The sequence below is a fragment of the Bacillus sp. AR4-2 genome, assembly GCF_008274865.1.
GTDB lineage: Bacteria > Bacillota > Bacilli > Bacillales > Bacillaceae_G > Bacillus_A > Bacillus_A cereus.
In genome coordinates this window covers 1,213,556-1,231,839 of sequence record NZ_CP031062.1, presented here as the reverse complement: position 1 = coordinate 1,231,839, position 18,284 = coordinate 1,213,556, and the positions used below count along the sequence as shown (strand labels likewise).

The window sequence follows — 18,284 nt, the reverse complement described above, 5'->3', positions numbered from 1 at the left end:
AGTATAAAAACACTATAAATTCCTTTTATACTCTATATTTCTCTTATTTTTACCCCCTTCTTCTCTTAGGATAAATTAGGTAATTTTAAAGTCTATGAATTTTTTTCCATCTTTTTTCTCGCAAATTGTATGCTACGATGAATTTGTCAGTCAGACAGGCTGTCAAAAACAAATCGTGTGAAAACAAATTAAAACTTTATATAGGGGGACACACATCATGAAAAAGCGTGTTTTATTATCTGTAGCTGCTGCAACAGCTCTTACTTTAGGAGTATCTTCTCTAGATGCACAAGCTGCAACAGTACAACCATCTAACGTAAAGGTTCAAAATATTCAGCATTCAAAAGTAATGATGAAACAAATGAGCCAACAAGAATTACAAGCATTCTTACAATCTATGGGAGTTGAATCATTAGCACAATGGCAACAAGGAAACTTCCAACCAAACTGCTTCATTCCTGGTCAACAACCTACTGAAAATGTTGTAACTGAGCAACCAACAGCTAAGCCAGAAACTCAAAAGCCAGTTGAGCAAAAACCTGCCGAGCAAAAGCCTGCTGAAGAAGTTCAAAAACCAGAAGCTCAAAAGCCTGCTGAAAACAACAATACTCAAAAACCAGCTGAGCAAAAACCAGCTGAGCAAAAGCCTGCTGAAGAAGCAAAATCTTTAAGCGAGTTTGAACAACGTGTTGTTGAATTAACAAACGCTGAGCGTGCAAAACAAGGCTTACCAGCACTAAAAATCGATACTGAATTAAGCAAAGTAGCACGTATTAAGTCTGAAGATATGCAAAAAAACAACTACTTTGATCATAACAGCCCTACATACGGGTCTCCGTTTGACATGATGAAGAAATTTGGTATTTCTTATACATCTGCAGGTGAAAACATCGCTCAAGGTCAACGTACACCTGAAGAAGTAGTACAAGCTTGGATGAACAGCGCTGGACACCGTGCAAACATCTTAAATAACGGCTTCACTCACATCGGTGTTGGTTATGTAGAAAGCGGCAACTACTGGACACAACAATTTATTACGAAGTAAATAGATTAAAAGAGTCTTCTCATAATGAGAAGACTCTTTTTTAAGTTTCATAGCTTTCTATTATGTATGAATAGAAAATATATAACATAAACAACATAGATCCACAGCTTATTACACTAAGCAATACATAAAATCCCCACTCTAAGTTCAAAAACAATGAAAACAATATGCCGCATGCCATCACTTGAAAAATCCGTCTACTCACTAAACAAATTTTTTGTAATTTAATTGGATCTTTTTCTTTTTCTTTGCCTTTTATTTTCTTAAATTCTTTACTCAGCATAAAAAGAAACATACTAATCCCAATCGTTAATCCTGTTTGAAAGGATATCAAATCCCCAAAATTAATAAAGAGGATAAGCGTATGAATAAACAACATAAATAACGTAATTTTCTTTATAAATCCGCCTATAATACCATGCTCTCTTTCATTAAACTTAAATATATTATGTGAAATAATATACAAAAATCCATATGAAAAAATAATAAAACAGGGAATAAATGCTACAACGACTTGTTTACTCATAAACTCGTTTGGCTGACCATTTACATTCCAATGTACTGCCATACGATTTGGTAAATAGGGATAGAGAAATAGAGTAAGTAAAAGACAAGCGAAAAATATTCCCAGTACATACTTATATTTAATCAAGTGATTCTCACCTCTCTTTTCTCTTAACGGCTTCGCTTCTTTTAGAGAAATCCCTGCAAAAATCTACTTTTTTCAAGTTAAAACTTATACTTTACGCATTTTCTTTTTGAAATTCTTTTATTTTATTATTTAACTTTGTAGGAAACGGCACATCAACTTCAATCGCTTCTTTCGTAATTGGATGCAAGAAATTTATCTTCATCGCATGCAATGCCTGACTGGACATATATTTTGTTTGTCCACCATATAATACATCCCCAACTAATGGATTACCATTATGACTCATATGAACACGAATTTGATGTGTTCTACCCGTTTCTAATTGTAACGTTACGAAAGTCGTGTTTTGCTTCTTAAAATACTTTTCTACTTTATAATATGTGATAGCTTGGTCACCTTTTGGAGAAATACGACGCCTTGTAGCATGATGGCGATCCCTTCCGATAGCAGCATCAATCTTTCCTTTTTTCTTCTTTACTTTCCCTTCAACGAGCGCTACGTACGTTCTTTTAATTTTTCTTTCCATTAATAAGCGATCCATAATTGAACCAGCAATTCTATGCTTAGCAAACACGACACCACCTGTCGTATCTTTATCTAAACGATGAATATGACGCACCTTCGTCTCTAAACCTTGCATTTGAAAATGAAAAGCAACAAGATTTGCAAGCGTCCCGGTTCCACCTTTTTCAGCAGGGTGCGTGTCCATTTGCTCTGGTTTATTTACGATCAGTACGTGATCATCTTCGTATACTACATGTAATTCACCATATTCTGGATCTACACCGTACTCTTCCTCAGCAAACATATGGACTTGTAACTTATCGTTCTCTTTTAAAAGCTCATTCCATCTTCTTTGTTCCCCGTTAACCGTAACACCTTTTTCCATACGAAGCTGATGTAATAGCTTTTTCGGTATTTCCCATTCTACTTTTAATACCGATTCAATACTTATACCATTCCATTTAGCTGGAACGGTAATTTCACACCATTCACCCTTTTTCTTTGTTTCCATACTGTTTATCACCTTATTTCTATTGATTCTCTCATTGTAACGGAAAACACACTTTGATGCACCGTCAAAAATAGAGGACAGTCTTATAATAGACTGCCCCTCAAGCTCTAAGTCTTTTCATTTCTAACAATACTTCTTCAGCTTTTTGTTCATACGATAAATCTTTAAAGAAATCCGCCAACCTTTTATAATCATTGTAAGCATCTAATAAATCGTCCATCTTTTCTATTTTCATCACTTGTTGTTTTTGTTTCATTTTTACTGGATAGCGATAACCTGATACTTCTTGTATTTTGTAATACTCATCCTCTACTTGAACGACCTTTACAAGTTCTTCCTCTTCTGCATCCATCGTATACCCGTCAAATTCTCTAAGTAGTTCATAAATGATATGAGTCCATTCATCTTTTGGATAAAACCCTTTTTCTAACCGATAACCGACAATGCGATACATATGCCCATCGTTCTCGGCAAACTGTACTGTATCATTTAACTTAAACTTAAAATAACGAAACATTGCCTTCACCTACTTATTATGTAATGTTCTTATCACATACTATTTGCAAAATGTAGGCTTTGCTATTCATAAAAAATGCTCATCATATTGATGAGCATTTTTTATGATGCTTTTTCTCTTTTTTTTCGAAATGGTAACCACCAGTTCCAGTCTCCAAATAACTTCATTAAGCTTGGTACGAGCATAAGACGAATAATTGTTGCATCAAGAAATATTGCTAATGCAACGCCAAGACCCATCTGCTTTACTGGTAAAATATCAGTAAATGCGAATGCACCAGTTACAACAATCATTATTAAAGCAGCTGATGTAATAATTCTACTTGTTGAAACGAGCCCTTCTAACGTTGCTTGATCGTTATCTCCTGTTTCTTCATAGAGCTCATGAATACGTGAAATAAGAAATACTTCATAATCCATACTAAGCCCAAATACGAGGCCAAAAATGAAGATTGGTAAGACAAACAGAACCGGACTTGCTTCTAAACCGAAATGACCACCTTCAAATAACCAAACAACAATTCCAATGGTTGCACTTAAACTAAGTATATTCATAACAATTGCCTTAATTGGAATGAGTATAGATCGGAATGCAAATAATAATATAACAAAGGTCGATCCAAATATAACAGACATACCAATTACAACTTTATCTTTAATTTCATCTTCTAATTCTTGTTGAAACGTCGTCATTCCGCCTAGATAATACGTAACATCCGTTTCTTTATAGTTCTTTTTAAAGTCACGTACCCACTGTTTTGCAGTCTCTGTACGTGGTTTTGTTTTCAAAAAGATTTCTATCGTCGTCTTATTCCCTTGCGTGTATGCTTCAAATACAGGAGTTAGTTTCGCTGATTCTGGCGACTGCAACATTCCAACAACTTGATCTGCTTTCATTCCAGTTAACCCGTCGTATAAACTTCTTACTTCATGTACTTTCTTATCATCTTTTAACTTTTGAACGACTTCTTCTATCTTTTGTAGACTTTCTTTTTCTTTCATATCTTTTTTCGTCTCTACAACTAATGTAACATCAGCGTGTGTTTTGACAGTTTCATTAAATGCTTCTTCATACTTTTCATATGCAATCCTTGTATCACTCTTTTCAGGTAAAGCTTCAACACCAGGGAACTGCAAATTAGCTGTACGTAACGGTAATAAGCAAATAACAATAAATGTTGTAACAACAATAATCATTGCAATTGGATGTTTCATCACAAATCGTGCAAATTTACGCCATGCTTTTGCCGGCGTATGTGCTACTTGATTCTTTTTTAATATTCTTTTACCGATTAACGATAATAGTGCTGGAAGAAGTGTGAGTGAGAATAAAATACTCATAATGACAACAATCATTCCGCTAATCGCGACAGATTGAATATAATCTATCTTAAAGAAAAACAAACCGGATAACCCAACAAATACGCATAATCCTGAAAATACAATCGCACGTCCTGCCGTTTGATATGTAATTGCTATCGCTTCTTTTACCGTTCGTTTAGCAACTTCCTCTCGAAAACGGTTCACAAATAATAGCGCAAAATCAATAGATAATGCAAGTCCAATCATCGGTGCAACGTTTAACACGAAAATAGATAGTTCTTTATCAACACCGATGAAATACAATATACCCATCGTACTAATAACACTAAGCGCCCCATTCAAAATCGGTAAAATTGATGCCAAAAGACTACCAAACGAAAATAGTAATACAAGAAACGCAATTGGTAATCCAATCATCTCTGCTACTTTTAAATCATTTTGCGTTCTTTCATTAATCTCTTTATTAATTTTCGGAAACCCTGTAGGTGTTACTTTTAATGCTATATTACTTTCTTTCTCAATCTCATCAGCAAATTGTAATGTCTTTTCCATTCGTTCCTTATTTGTTTTCCCGGAAAATAAAATTGTCGCATAGCCGATGTCATCTTGTAGCATTTCTTTATTTTGGATTGGGTGATGGAAAGATTCATAGTTCTCTTTCTCTTGAACATTCTTTACAATTTCATTTATTCGCTTTTTAAATTCCTCATGCGAAGCATCTTTATTTTTCTCAAAAACGAGCAGCAGCGTATCTTGAGACTTCTTAAAATCTTTATCTAAAATTTCTTTCGTTTTTTGATAGTCGCCTTCCGTTTGGAAACCGTCACCACCTAATACTCCCGGTAGCTTTGGAGCAAAAATCCCAAGTGCGATTGCGAGCAACAGTAACGCTACAATTACTGTATAACGAAACTGATACAAAAAGGCTCCTAACTTCCCCCACTTATCAACTTTATGTACATTTGTCTTCACACATTTTCACCTACTTTACATAATTCAATTGTCACTTATACTGTATCACATCTTGATATAAACAAAAAACGTCTGGAAAAACTATAATAATAGTTTTTCCAGACGTTTTTCTATCTCTCTTTATTAAGCCCTAATCTCTCAGTAAGTAAACGATGGTAGTAAATCGCGATAATTAACAAAATACCACCTACGCAGTAACCAGCTAAAATATCAGTTGGGTAATGTACATTTAAAATGACTCTACTTAATCCAATCGATAGAATTACTATACCCATCAAAATCGTTGTGACACATTTCCCAGCTACGCTTTTCAAATTAGCAGCAATGATATAAGTAAGAAATCCAAATGTCATAATCGATAACATTGCATGTCCACTAGGAAAACTATATCCAAGTGCATCTAGCGCTTCATTTAATGACGGACGTTCTCTCTTTACAATCTCTTTTATCCCTTTATTCACAAGATGTGTTATTAAAATTCCCATTGGATATACAATCATCGCAGCATAATAACGCTTCTTCCAAAAAACAAGCAAACTTATAACGAGCGTAGCGACTATCCCAATTGCTGATCCCAATTTTGTAAAGTACGAGAAAAATGTAAGAGAACTTTCCGTTTGTAGCCCTCTTACTAATCCACGGACATATGTATCCATCACTGTAACGCCACCTGCATGTACGCGCCAAGCAACAATACCAAATACAGCAAATAACAAACCGATACACATTACCTCATACTGATGTAACTTCTTCTTCAAACGATTTCCTCCTACTATGAAAAAATGCGATTTCTACTTTAGAAACCGCATTTCCTTGCTTATTTACCTTTTGTTTTTAGCTCTGTCCAGTAACGATCATAGTCTTTTAACTTATCGTCTACATCAACAAGCCATTCTGTACGATCTAACTCTTCTTTCGTTAAGAAAATCATGTGATTATCACGGTATTCTTTACTATGAAGAGGATGAGCTTTTTCATTTGGATTACTGTAACCAATTGACTCGTAGTTTTTCACACTTACTTTTTCATCTAGTAAGTAGTTCATAAATTTCTCAGCAAGCTCTTTATGTTTTGCACCTTTTGGAATTGCTAACGTATCAGCCCAAATTGTGCCGCCTTCTTTTGGTACAACATATTCTACATCTTTATTATCTTTTGCGATAAATGCTGCATCTCCAGACCAAACTGTTCCGATCCAAGCATCTTCTGTAATGAATTTTTGTTTAATGTTATCTGTATCAAATGCTAATAAGTTTGGAAGCAGCTTCTTTAAATCATCTGCTGCTGTCTTTAATTGTGCATCGTCTTTCGTACTGTTTGAGAACCCGTGCTTCTTAAGACCCACTCCTAATACTTCACGAGAATCGTTCAGTAACGTTACATGTCCTTTATATTTCTCATTCCATAAGTCCGCCCAGCTTGTAGGCGCTTCTTTTACATACTTTTTATTGTATGCAATCCCTGTTACACCCCAAGTGTACACTAAAGAATATTTATTCTCTGGATCAAACGCAGGTGTTTTAAAATTAGAAACCATATTTTCGATATTCGGGATATTCTTTTTATCTAACGGAGCTAATAAGTCCATTTTCGCCATTGTTTTAACCATGTAATCCGACGGCTGAATTAAGTCATACTTTGCGCCACCAGCTTGTAATTTCGCAAGCATTTCTTCATTACTTGCGTACTTGTCATAGTTAATTTTCACATTATACTTCTTTTCAAAATCTTTTAGCACTTGCTCATCAAAATTGTCAGCCCAACTATAAATATTTAATTCTTCTTTCTTTTCACCACAACCAGCAAGCACACCAGCAACAAGGCTAAAGCTAATTGCTGCGCCAGCTATTCTTTTCATTAATTTCATCGGTTTATTACCCCCTTGTACTTTCTATATCGTTCGTATTATAAAGGAAGGTGTCCTCCAGAGTTTTCTTCACCATCTGCACCTTTGTTCCGGAAGATTTCAGATAGAACCATTAATCCTACGATAGCAACAATTAAAATTGTAGAAAGAGCATTAATTTCTGGTGATACTCCGCGCTTAACCATACTGTAAATGTATAGTGGCAATGTTGTTGATCCTGGTCCTGATACGAAGAAACTAATTACAAAATCATCAATTGATAATGTGAATGTTAATAATGCTGCCGAAATAACTCCCGGTGCAATTGCTGGGAACGTTACATAACGAAACGTTTGCCAAGGTGTTGCTCCTAGATCATTTGCAGCTTCTTCTAAGTCACGTCCCATACTTGAAAGACGCGCAGCTAAAATAACAACAACAAACGAAATACTAAATGTAATATGTGCAATAATAATCGTTGTTTGTCCAAGTTCCATTCCTAACTGACTGAAAAGAATTAGTAAAGATAATCCCATTAAAATATCAGGAATTAAAATTGGTAAATATACAAGGCCATTAATAGCCCCTTCGAAACGATATTTATAACGATGTAAAGCAATTGCAAAGAATACACCAAGTACCGTTGTCACAATCGTTGTTATAACTGCAATCGTAATACTATTTACAAATGCATCAATAACATCTTGTTTTTGAAATAAATCTGTATACCAATGGAATGTAAAACCTTCCCACTCCGCATTAATGCGAGAGTCGTTGAAAGAATAGACCATTAAAACCATCATTGGAAAATACAAGAATAACAAAATTAACCAAGAATAAGAAACTAAAAACTTCTTCATCTTTGCCTATTCCCCTCCGTTCTCATTATATTTATATACTTTCGTTGCACGATAATATAAGTAAATTAACAGAACAGAGAATAGAACAACGATAATCGATAACGCAGATCCAAACGGCCAGTCACGTGCACCTAAGAATTGATTTTGAATAACGTTTCCGATTAATGCTACTTTCGATCCGCCCATCACGTCTGATACAACAAACATTCCGATAGAAGAAACGAATACTAAAATAGAACCAGTCGCAATTCCTGACATCGTCATCGGCACTGTTATATTCCAAAATGCCTTTATTGGTGTTGCTCCTAAATCATAAGCCGCTTCTAGCTTACGCTTATCCAGCTGCTCAATTGCTGCATACACTGGTAAAATCATAAATGGTAATAAAGAATAGACCATTCCGAGTATTACAGAAGGAGTATTATATAATAAATTTAACGGTTCACTAATAATGCCAAGCTTTAATAACAACGTATTCACAAGACCTTGTGAACGTAAAATAACAATCCATGCGTATGAACGAACAAGAAAGTTAATCCAAAACGGGATCGTTGCCAATAATAAAAGAATAGAGCGGTATTTGCGGTCAACAATTGTAATTGTATACGCAAACGGATAACCAATTAATAAACATATTACTGTTGTAATAACTGCGATCTTAACAGTTTCCCATAACGTTCCTAAGTACAATGGATCAAATACACGGGATATATTCTCCAGCGTAAATTGCATTTCTACTGTCCCGTAAGCTCCGCGCTGCATGAAGGCGAATCCTAATACGAATACGAGCGGGATTAGGAAGAAAATTAACAGCCACGCGACTGTAGGTAGTGCGAGTAATTTCCCTTTTTTCAATTTAAGGTCACCTCGTCCTCTTGCTCCCAGCCTACATATACATTATCTCCAATGCTCCACTGCGCTGCCTCTTCAGCAGTTTGATATGCCATTAGTAATTCTGATGTTTTCTCATCACGTACATAAAGCTTCTCCATATTTCCGACAAACTCAATATCTTCAATATGTCCAAGATGGTATTCTTTTAAAATTGGTTCTTCAACCGAACGTACTTTTACATTTTCAGGGCGAATTGCTACATAGCCTTCCCCGTTCTTCACAATATTATTTTCACCGATGAATGTCGCAACGAACAATGTTTTCGGCTTATTATAAATTTCTTTCGGCGTTCCGATTTGTTCGATATGTCCTTTATTCATAACGACAATACGATCGCTCATGCTCATTGCTTCTTCTTGATCGTGCGTTACGTATATGAACGTAATTCCTAAATTACGTTGTAAGTTTTTCAATTCACGTTGCAAGTCTTTTCGTAACTTAAAGTCAAGCGCTCCAAGTGGCTCATCTAATAGTAATACACGCGGATTATTTACAATCGCTCTTGCAATTGCAACACGCTGCTGTTGTCCACCAGAAAGCTTCGCAGGTTTACGATTACGGAACTCAAGTAACTGCGTTAAACGCATTGCCTCTTCAGCACGCTCTTTCTGCTCTGCTGCTGATACTTTCTGCATTTTCATACCAAAACAAATATTCTTCTCTACTGTCATATGTGGGAATAGTGCGTAATGTTGGAACACTAGGTTCATATGACGCTTATATGGCGGCAAATCGTTAATTCTTTCATCATCTAATAAAAGATTCCCTTTAGTTGGAGTTTCAAATCCTGCGATCATACGAAGTAAAGTCGTTTTCCCGCAGCCACTCGGCCCTAAAATTGTTAAAAACTCTCCCTCTTTAATATCTAAAGAAAGAGGTGGGATAATCACTTGATTTCCAAAATGTTTTTCAACTGCTTCAACTTTAATAATCTTTTTCATTTTCCCGTCCTATCTACCTTAAATTTTAAATTTTTATATTCATGAATAAATATTTATGTTCTATAGACTATTTTTTGTTTCGATCCAAACAAAAATGGTTATTTAACAAGCGTTCGTTTCTATTCTTTATGTAGTATGTTTGATTCATTTTCGCATGATACATAACGTCGAACAGAAAAACCCCTTCCATTGCGAAGGGGCTATTATCATACGGCTACGCCTACTGATAAACACCATCATCATTTTAACAACTTTCGTATGAATTTTAAAGCACTTTTTGTAGAAGAGTAACGAATTTTCATGTCGAATGCTGTAGATTGGGCTAAAATGCTTTTATAATGTGAAAAAGTCCGAAAACTTTCTTTCCCATGATAACCCCCTAATCCACTACTTCCAACACCCCCAAAAGGTAAATATGGCGTGGCAAGATGATAGACAACATCATTAATACAGCCTCCACCATATGAAATATTACTCGTCACTTTCTTTTGTACTTCTTTATCTTCAGAAAATACATATAACGCTAACGGCTTCGGATGTTGCTGGATTGTGCCAATTACATCTTCTATGTTGTCGTACTCTATGATTGGTAAAATCGGACCAAAAATTTCATCTTCCATAACAGTATCTTTCCATGTAATATCCGCTAGTACTGTCGGTTCAATATGTAATGTATCTTTCTTATAGTTTCCACCAATTACGACTTGACCATCTTGTAAAAATCCACATAATCGTTCGAAATGGCGCTCACTTACAATACGCACATAATTTTCATTTTGCAAAGGTTCTTTACTATACTGCTCTATAATTTCATGTCGCAGTGCCTCAATTAGCTTTTCTTTCACGGAAGAATGCACATACATATAATCAGGCGCTACACACGTCTGCCCCGCATTTAAAAACTTACCCCAAACAATTCTTCTTGCTGTCATCTCTATCTTTGCATCTTTATGTACAATACAAGGACTTTTCCCGCCAAGTTCTAAAGTGAGCGGCGTCAACTGCTTCGCTGCTGCTTCCATTACAACTTTTCCAACGCCAACACTACCAGTAAAGAAAATATAATCAAACGGTTCCCTCAGCAAAGATGTACTCTCTTCAACGCCACCTTCTACTACCGCTACAAGCTCTTCTGGGAATAATTCATCTAACATTCTCTTAAGCACTTTTGAAACGCTTGGTGTTAACTCTGACGGCTTTAAAACGATTGTATTTCCAGCTGCCAGTGCTCCTACAAGTGGTGCAATTGCTAATTGAAAAGGATAGTTCCACGGTGCAATAATAAGCGTCACACCATACGGTTCTGGCACTACTTTTCCTTTTGATCCCAAATGAGTAAGTGCTGTTCGAACTCGTTTCGGTTTACTCCACGATGAAATATGTTTCAATTGAAAGGAAATTTCTTTTAATACATATCCAACTTCCGTTGTAAACGACTCGTGAACTGACTTATTTAAATCTAATTTCAATGCCTGAAATATTTCTTCTTCAAAATGCTGAATGCCTTCATAAAGCTTCTTCAAATTATTCTTTCGCATTTCGATGCTTCTCGTATGCCCTTTTAAAAAATATTCCTTTTGCCTACTTACAATAGAGGAAATACTCATTCACTCACCTTCTCCCACTATTTTTATCCAATTCTTTCATTATTTATATAGACTTCATATATAACAAATTTCTATTCTTAAGGTTACATTATATATGACTTTTTCAGCTATATAAAATTCATTGCTCACAAAAAAACTACCGAAAGAAAATCTCTCGGTAGTTTTACAGTATTAACGATATAAACGAACAGCACCTGCAGAATTATCATCAGCTTGTCCTACTACTTCAAACTTCAGACCAAGCTTCGGTAAAATACGTCCTGCATCTGGAATCTGTTGATTAATATACGTTTTAGAATCATCAAACTTCGGTACACCTGCTAAACCATCATACGTATACGTTCCACGCGTTGGAGATACGACTTTCCAAGCTGGCGTTTTATCAAATGAGAACGCCGCATCTGCGATTTGGAATCGTGTACTACTTTCCACTGTCGGTTTACCATTTAAAGTTCCTACAATTGCTTCTGGATGAGAATCAACTACACCTAGGAAACCGTGTCCTGGATGTACACCAACCCAGTTATCTGTATAAGCTGAATCTGCATACCATACGACCATACCAGCGTTATATACTGGACCACGTGCAAATTTTAACGCGTTATCTGAACCAGCATAGTTTCTCCACTCAACATAGTAGTTATGGCTTTTCTTCTCTGTTCCGTTAGAAACAGCAAAACCATCTAATTTGAATTGTGGCGTACCTTCTGCGTCATCAGAGAATACTACTTTATCATCTACTGTTAATGAAGCATTATCAAGTAAGAAACCATTTAATGCTAAACCACCATCAGTAATGTAATCAAATGTTAATTTTACTTTCTTACCTTTGAACTGGCTTAAATCATATGATTTGTCAATCCATTTTCCATTTGTCGAATCTGCATTTCCACTATTTGCTTTCTCACCAAGTCTTTCAATTAACGTTTGTTGACCATCTTCCGTTACAGCGTGTACTTCAAGGAAATCATACTCTGCTTCAATTTCATATAATGATTTGAAGTCAAATTTTGCAGTCGTTGCATTTGTTAAATCGAACAGTGGTGTTTCCATCTTCGTATGAAGATCATCACCTTTTGTGCTGTAGTAATACTGTTTTCCGAATGCCGGTTCAATTGTTTTTATATCTTTGTCTGGTAAGTTAACACGAATCATACCTGGACGGTTAGATTTCGTAACACTTTGGTCTAAATATGTTGCTAGGCCGATACCTTTATTTAATTTCTCGTAATCTACTTCTACGATATTTGCCCAGTTACCACCGATTGTTTTTTGGAAAAACTCTTTATTTTGTGGTGATAAGCTCGTTGGTGTTGTACCTGCAATTTTACCAGCCCAGCTTCCGCCACTCATGATAGACCAAGCTTGAATTGGCTCACCAGCACCGCTATATTGTGTATCATACTCATCTGGTAAACCTAAATCATGACCATATTCATGCGCGAATACACCAACTGCTCCATCTTCTGGTTCAATTGTGTAGTCGAACGCTGCCATCTTTCCACCCCAATATGGAACTTTCGCTTGTGTACCTTCAATTGCGAATGGTTTTGGTCCAACTGTCCAGCGATGTGACCAAATTGCATCATCACCTAATTTACCCCCACCTGCTTCTTGTCCAACACCTGCATGAATAATCATTAAGTGATCAATTAAACCATCCGGTTGATTTTTATTTCCATCACCATTTACATCATATTGATCAAATTGATCAAACTCTGATAGATCAAGACCGCTATCTACAGCTGCTTTTAATGCATCTTTTACTAAATCACGTGGGCCTTTTGGTCCTTTATTATCATGACCGCCGCTAGCAGCATCTGCACCGTAATCAGCAGCTTTACCAGGAACTGTTAACCATTTTGTAACTGTTCCGTCCACTGTGTAACTACCACCAGATTGCTCTTCGTAATATTGTTTAAACGTTTCAATTTTACTTCCATCATCTAATGTAAACGGCTCGTTGCCGAATAACATTTTTTCATAATGTTCTTTATTAAAATCGTTAGAATACATATATCCAGGCTCTTTGTCGATATTATTATGTTTAAAGTCAGCGTACTCTACAAGTAAAACGAGTACTTTATCTTTACGAACTTCACCGTTATAGTCTTTTTGTTTCGCTGGAGAAGTTGGTACTTTACCATTTAGACCGCCTTTAACTGGGCCTGTCGCTGCAGGTGTTCCTGTTGCAGGGTTATCTAATTTTTCTTTCGTGTCTGCTTTCGCATCTTTCACTTTCTTTAAAAAATCAGATGCTTCTTTCGTAAGTTGATCCCCATTCGGTACTTCTTTCCCAGGATTTTCACCCTTTTTGTTCTCTACATACTTTTCGACAGCTTTCTTTGTTTCTTTCTCTGAAGCTGACGAATCAATTACCCCACGTTTTTTTAGCGCATCTGCTAAACGTTCTTCCGGAATTAAGTGATCATCAACTGGGCTCGTAGCCGTTTTATTCGCAGGCGTTTCAGCATATGCAGATTGAGTGCCAGCCCCGAATGAAAGGCCTAATACAGCTGTTAAAGCGATTGATGACAAAACTTTGAACGGTTTCTTGTTCATCCCTTATTTCCTCCCCTAATAAATAATATGTATTACAAATTGAATTTTATTAAAAATTCAATATTTTTTCAATATTTAGTCATATTATGTAATATTTTTAATATATTTGTAAAAATTTCATAGTTAGCATACGAATATATCACAATTCAACAATGTTTTCTGAAAATATTGAAAGTTTTTATCGAACAATTTATAATTTCCATAGAGGGAGTTTAATGGGGATTTTATCTTTGTTTCATCTACACAATATTTGATAATTCACTATATAAAACACAAAATCCAATTGCATTATCATGTATTCTGTAGCAGCAATTATGACCGATAATTAGGGAGGAATTACATTTGTACAAAGATAAGACAGACGCACTGGATCAAGAATGGATTGATTTAATACTTGAAGCTCTAGATGCTGGTATCGCCATGCAAGACATCGAGCAATTTTTCCAACGTATGAAGCCATCCAGTCAGGCTCAATAGGTTTGTTCTTTTTAACGAAGTTTATGTTATAATAATGACATCATAAGACAACTACATATTGATAGAAAGGTGCGCAAATATGATTGGAGAACGTATAAAACGCCTTCGTTTACAAAAAGGGATTTCATTAACTGAACTTGCCGAAAAAGCTGGCGTTGCTAAATCTTACATTAGTTCTATAGAACGAAATTTACAAAAAAACCCTTCCATTCAGTTTCTTGAAAAGATCGCAGCAGTTCTACAAATTCCAGTTGATACTTTACTTCATGATGAAACAACAAAGGAAACTAACCTAGACTCCGAATGGACACAACTCGTTAAAGATGCAATGAATTCTGGTGTCTCCAAAGAACAATTTCGTGAATTTCTTGAATTTACAAAGTGGAAGCAAAATAATAAATAGAAAGAAGTGCTTACAAGTAGCACTTCTTTTTCTTTATAAAAAAAGCGGGGGATACCCGCTTTTTTATTATTTTTCTTCCCCAGCTTCTTGGTTAGCATTGAATGTCCATTCTAAATTCAATGTATCACCTTGGAAGATATTTTGATCTTTTCCATTATCTACAAATTCAAATTGTACCCATAGATAATCCTCTGTACCAGCTGCTAATCCACCCTTTTCTCCCCACTCAGGAGCAAAGATGTCTTTAGCTAAAAGATCTGGATCAACTTTTTGTAAGTCTGCTAAAGTTGTTTCGTATACAGGCTCACTTTGTTTATCCCAGTTCCAAAGGAATTTTACTTTAACGTGCTTACCAAAGTCTTCACCAGCATTATCACCTTTTGCATCTTTAACAGTATACTTTGTTGCTAATTTAACATCTTTAATAGTTAACGAACCGCTGTTTTGTAATAAGAACTCTTTCTTAACAGAATCCCCTGGTTTTAAATCTTTAATATCTACAAGCGTCTTAGGGTTTAATGTAAGGTCTAACGTCCCAGCTGCAAATGTATTGTTTGATACTTCTTTATCGCTAAAGAATGCAAATGTTCCTCCACCAATTAAAGCTAACCCCAATGCTGCTGATGCAACTCCCATACCTAATTTCTTTTTCAGACTCACAATCAATTCCCCCTAGCTTTTTTTTATATTTTTATCACTTATTTTTCAATAAGAGATGTAAAGAAAACTATATTAGCTTAGCTAATATGTGTTCTTTTTTAAAAACCTTATGTTCATTATAACGAACAACCCTATATAAACACAACACATATTTATTAATATTTTCAGTTATTTTTATTTCTCAATATTATTTAGACTTTTCAGAAAAAAATGATGATAATTTATAACTTTTTTCACACTCAAATCATTTAATACTAGAAGAAAAAAGAAAAACAAAGAGGTGAGGGCTAACGTTCCCTCACACTCGTATAAATATTACTAGTCTTGCTTATTCGTTCACTCTCTCTTACACCACATTCTTGTTTTCTAGCTGTTTCACTAAAGCAGTTCCTCCGCTTTCTTCTGCTCTTCTAGCTTTTTCTGTTCTTCCGCTTTCTTTTGCTCTTCTACTTTTTTCTGTTCTTCTACTTTTTTCTGTTCTTCTACTTTTTTCTGTTCTTCTACTTTTTTCTGTTCTTCTACTTTCTTCTGTTCTTCGGCTTTCTTTTGTTCTTCTACTTTCTTTTGTTCTTCGGCTTTCTTTTGTTCTTCTACTTTCTTTTGTCCTTCCGCTTCAATTGCAACGTTTAATTGTTGCTGAAGAGCCTGAATTTGCTCATCAATAGCTTTCAAGCTAATTTCTTTCTCAATATAGTCACGCTTCTCTTTGATACTGCGAAAGCCTTCATTTACATATATGGACACTTGCTGCATCGACTCATCTTTATTTACCTTTAATTCTTCTTGTATTTGATTGTAAGGAGCTTCTATTTCAGTATATACATTTTGCAGAGCTTCCTTCTCAGCAACAATTTTCTCACGCCCTTGTTGCCATACAGAAATCGCCTGTTTTATTTCTTCAATAGAAGTTGCTTTCGATTTCCCCTTCATCGTTCCATACTCACGCTCAATAAACTGTTTATGTTTCTCAGATTGCTCTTTTAACGTATTAACTGTTTTCGGAAATATAATTGCTGTAGAAAGCGTCGCTTCTACTTTCGTTTCATGAATGAACGCCGCTTCTGTATGCGTCATAATTTGAGATCCTAAATAAAACGTAATAGAACACATACACGGCAATATAAGCATCTTTTTAAAATTACGCGGTCTTTTCAGCATCTTAATCTCTCCCATCGAACATTACGTTCTTTATACAGAACATTATCTATATTATAGTAAAGAACTATTAAAATTGATAGACAAATACTAGAAAAATAGAAAAAGGGCTATCCATGTGATAGCCCTTTTTATTATTATCTTTCTTCACCTGCTGTTTGTTGTGCATCAAACGTCCAATTTAATTGTAACTTATCGCCTTGGAATTGATTTTGATCTTTTCCATTATCAACGAACTCAAATTTCACTTTGAATTTATCAGATTTACCTGCTGAAATACCTTTTTCATCCCAGAACCAAGCCGATAAATCATTATCTACAGCTGTAAGTGTGTCACCTTTTAATTTATCTAAAGTAGTTTGTTTCACAATTGTCTCATGCTTATCTACATTTTTTAAGAATGTTACTTTAATATGTTTACCAAAATCATCTTTATTATCTTTCTTTACATCTTCTACATTATAATCTGTTTTCAGTAGAACCTTTTTAATATCTAAAGAGCCTTTATTTTCTAGTTTAAATTCTTTTTCAATTGTATCCCCAGGCTTTAAATTCGATACGTTAACAACTGTTGATGGATTTAATGCTAAATCCAGTGTTCCAGCCGCAAATGTATTGTTTGACACTTCTTTATCACTGAAAAATGCAAATGTTCCTCCACCAACTAAAGCTGCTCCTAATACTGCTGATGTAATACCCATTCCTAATTTTTTCTTTAAAGTCATGTCCATATCCCCTTAATATATATTTGTTAACTTCCTAAACGGAAAGTATAACCAAACGAACTAGACGGATTGTTCTACTTTTTTATCTTTCTTTTCTCCGTCAATGCTACGAATAGCACCAAAAATAGAAATAGCGGAATAACCAAGCAAAAAGACTCCTGGAATAATAAGAAGTAATGCTGCTCCTGCTTTCGAATTCGCATAATTCAGTAAATAACCAACATATGGAACTGTAATATCTGCATACTTTCCAACTACATTTTCTGCAAGTACTGGCTCTAAATCTGGTCCGTTGTTGTTATCCCCTTTTGTTTCATACATTACTTTTCCATTTGTATCTTTCACACCGATAATACGGTGAGTGATAATTTTTTGATCTTTCTCTTTAAAGGTAATAACATCACCTTTTTGATATTTAGAACCATCTTTGTTTGGTTCTATTGCAATGATTGATCCTGTTAAAAACGTCGGCTCCATTGATCCTGAAAGAACGCTCTTAAATTGATATCCCATCACTGTCGGATCACCACCGCTTGCTTTTGAAGAAATAACTACAAAAGCTAAAAAAACCATCAATGCAAATAAAACAAATGAGATCGCGTTGCTAATTATCTTCCATATTAATTTCATC

The 18,284-nt window shown here is 35.3% G+C and carries 18 protein-coding genes; 3 read left to right on the top strand and 15 right to left on the bottom strand.

Annotated elements, in window-relative coordinates; translation table 11 throughout:
- Positions 1-217: 217 nt before the first annotated feature.
- On the top strand, positions 218-1,045 hold the full coding sequence (locus tag DN399_RS06420; RefSeq protein ID WP_000747596.1) for a CAP domain-containing protein: 828 nt from the start codon (positions 218-220) through the stop codon (positions 1,043-1,045).
- Positions 1,046-1,085: 40 nt separating this feature from the next.
- Here the strand turns inward: DN399_RS06420 and DN399_RS06415 are convergent, their stop codons facing one another.
- The 11 genes from DN399_RS06415 to inhA1 form a co-directional block, all read right to left on the bottom strand.
- Positions 1,086-1,697: a DUF1648 domain-containing protein gene (locus DN399_RS06415; RefSeq protein ID WP_006917704.1), complete on the bottom strand. Its 612-nt coding sequence runs from the start codon at positions 1,695-1,697 to the stop codon at positions 1,086-1,088.
- Between the two features lie 91 nt (positions 1,698-1,788).
- Positions 1,789-2,712, bottom strand: a complete 924-nt coding sequence (locus DN399_RS06410) for an RluA family pseudouridine synthase (protein ID WP_149149416.1) — start codon at positions 2,710-2,712, stop codon at positions 1,789-1,791.
- 100 nt (positions 2,713-2,812) lie between these two features.
- Positions 2,813-3,229, bottom strand: coding sequence for a hypothetical protein (locus DN399_RS06405; RefSeq protein WP_000490301.1), 417 nt, complete (start codon positions 3,227-3,229; stop codon positions 2,813-2,815).
- Between the two features lie 101 nt (positions 3,230-3,330).
- Complete coding sequence (locus tag DN399_RS06400; RefSeq protein WP_149149415.1) at positions 3,331-5,523, bottom strand: MMPL family transporter; 2,193 nt, start codon at positions 5,521-5,523, stop codon at positions 3,331-3,333.
- A gap of 110 nt (positions 5,524-5,633) precedes the next feature.
- A complete protein-coding gene (locus DN399_RS06395) occupies positions 5,634-6,281 on the bottom strand; it encodes a phosphatase PAP2 family protein (protein ID WP_000727792.1) in 648 nt (215 codons plus the stop codon).
- A 59-nt stretch (positions 6,282-6,340) separates the two neighbouring features.
- The gene (gene potD, locus DN399_RS06390; protein WP_000772485.1) at positions 6,341-7,390 is read right to left on the bottom strand and encodes a spermidine/putrescine ABC transporter substrate-binding protein PotD; all 1,050 of its coding nucleotides are present in this window, start codon (positions 7,388-7,390) and stop codon (positions 6,341-6,343) included.
- 38 nt (positions 7,391-7,428) lie between these two features.
- A complete protein-coding gene (gene potC / locus DN399_RS06385) occupies positions 7,429-8,229 on the bottom strand; it encodes a spermidine/putrescine ABC transporter permease PotC (protein WP_000714192.1) in 801 nt (266 codons plus the stop codon).
- Positions 8,230-8,235: 6 nt separating this feature from the next.
- The gene (gene potB, locus DN399_RS06380; RefSeq protein WP_000715500.1) at positions 8,236-9,084 is read right to left on the bottom strand and encodes a spermidine/putrescine ABC transporter permease PotB; all 849 of its coding nucleotides are present in this window, start codon (positions 9,082-9,084) and stop codon (positions 8,236-8,238) included.
- Entirely contained in the window at positions 9,081-10,064 is a 984-nt protein-coding gene (potA, locus tag DN399_RS06375) for a spermidine/putrescine ABC transporter ATP-binding protein PotA (protein WP_000720333.1), read from the bottom strand. Before potA ends, potB begins: the two co-directional genes overlap by 4 nt.
- Positions 10,065-10,303: 239 nt before the next feature.
- Positions 10,304-11,671, bottom strand: coding sequence for an aldehyde dehydrogenase (locus DN399_RS06370; protein ID WP_000028370.1), 1,368 nt, complete (start codon positions 11,669-11,671; stop codon positions 10,304-10,306).
- 171 nt (positions 11,672-11,842) lie between these two features.
- Positions 11,843-14,233, bottom strand: coding sequence for a M6 family metalloprotease immune inhibitor InhA1 (gene inhA1, locus DN399_RS06365; RefSeq protein WP_001035937.1), 2,391 nt, complete (start codon positions 14,231-14,233; stop codon positions 11,843-11,845).
- 342 nt (positions 14,234-14,575) lie between these two features.
- Here inhA1 and DN399_RS06360 point away from each other — a divergent pair, with 342 nt between their 5' ends.
- Both DN399_RS06360 and DN399_RS06355 read left to right on the top strand, forming a co-directional pair.
- Complete coding sequence (locus tag DN399_RS06360; protein WP_000276219.1) at positions 14,576-14,710, top strand: anti-repressor SinI family protein; 135 nt, start codon at positions 14,576-14,578, stop codon at positions 14,708-14,710.
- 79 nt (positions 14,711-14,789) lie between these two features.
- On the top strand, positions 14,790-15,113 hold the full coding sequence (locus DN399_RS06355) for a helix-turn-helix domain-containing protein (RefSeq protein WP_000578884.1): 324 nt from the start codon (positions 14,790-14,792) through the stop codon (positions 15,111-15,113).
- A 66-nt stretch (positions 15,114-15,179) separates the two neighbouring features.
- Here DN399_RS06355 and calY read toward each other — a convergent pair whose 3' ends face one another.
- The 4 genes from calY to sipW all read right to left on the bottom strand — a co-directional run bounded on the left by calY (position 15,180) and on the right by sipW (position 18,283).
- Complete coding sequence (gene calY / locus DN399_RS06350) at positions 15,180-15,773, bottom strand: biofilm matrix protein CalY (protein WP_000053714.1); 594 nt, start codon at positions 15,771-15,773, stop codon at positions 15,180-15,182.
- 378 nt (positions 15,774-16,151) lie between these two features.
- Positions 16,152-16,931 (bottom strand): DUF4047 domain-containing protein, encoded by a 780-nt coding sequence (locus DN399_RS06345; RefSeq protein ID WP_025709887.1) that lies wholly within the window; start codon positions 16,929-16,931, stop codon positions 16,152-16,154.
- A gap of 134 nt (positions 16,932-17,065) precedes the next feature.
- On the bottom strand, positions 17,066-17,653 hold the full coding sequence (locus DN399_RS06340) for a CalY family protein (protein WP_000172852.1): 588 nt from the start codon (positions 17,651-17,653) through the stop codon (positions 17,066-17,068).
- Positions 17,654-17,713: 60 nt separating this feature from the next.
- Positions 17,714-18,283, bottom strand: a complete 570-nt coding sequence (gene sipW / locus DN399_RS06335) for a signal peptidase I SipW (RefSeq protein ID WP_000767792.1) — start codon at positions 18,281-18,283, stop codon at positions 17,714-17,716.
- Position 18,284: the final 1 nt, after the last annotated feature.

What these genes read in the sequence shown, in the direction of transcription:
- DN399_RS06405 (WP_000490301.1), bottom strand. Translation starts at nt 3,229, where the DNA reads ATGTTTCGTTATTTTAAGTTTAAGTTAAATGATACAGTACAGTTTGCC.
- DN399_RS06420 (WP_000747596.1), top strand. Translation starts at nt 218, where the DNA reads ATGAAAAAGCGTGTTTTATTATCTGTAGCTGCTGCAACAGCTCTTACT.
- DN399_RS06340 (WP_000172852.1), bottom strand. Translation starts at nt 17,653, where the DNA reads ATGACTTTAAAGAAAAAATTAGGAATGGGTATTACATCAGCAGTATTA.
- DN399_RS06410 (WP_149149416.1), bottom strand. Translation starts at nt 2,712, where the DNA reads ATGGAAACAAAGAAAAAGGGTGAATGGTGTGAAATTACCGTTCCAGCT.
- potD (WP_000772485.1), bottom strand. Translation starts at nt 7,390, where the DNA reads ATGAAATTAATGAAAAGAATAGCTGGCGCAGCAATTAGCTTTAGCCTT.
- DN399_RS06370 (WP_000028370.1), bottom strand. Translation starts at nt 11,671, where the DNA reads ATGAGTATTTCCTCTATTGTAAGTAGGCAAAAGGAATATTTTTTAAAA.
- DN399_RS06355 (WP_000578884.1), top strand. Translation starts at nt 14,790, where the DNA reads ATGATTGGAGAACGTATAAAACGCCTTCGTTTACAAAAAGGGATTTCA.
- inhA1 (WP_001035937.1), bottom strand. Translation starts at nt 14,233, where the DNA reads ATGAACAAGAAACCGTTCAAAGTTTTGTCATCAATCGCTTTAACAGCT.
- potC (WP_000714192.1), bottom strand. Translation starts at nt 8,229, where the DNA reads ATGAAGAAGTTTTTAGTTTCTTATTCTTGGTTAATTTTGTTATTCTTG.
- DN399_RS06345 (WP_025709887.1), bottom strand. Translation starts at nt 16,931, where the DNA reads ATGCTGAAAAGACCGCGTAATTTTAAAAAGATGCTTATATTGCCGTGT.
- potA (WP_000720333.1), bottom strand. Translation starts at nt 10,064, where the DNA reads ATGAAAAAGATTATTAAAGTTGAAGCAGTTGAAAAACATTTTGGAAAT.
- sipW (WP_000767792.1), bottom strand. Translation starts at nt 18,283, where the DNA reads ATGAAATTAATATGGAAGATAATTAGCAACGCGATCTCATTTGTTTTA.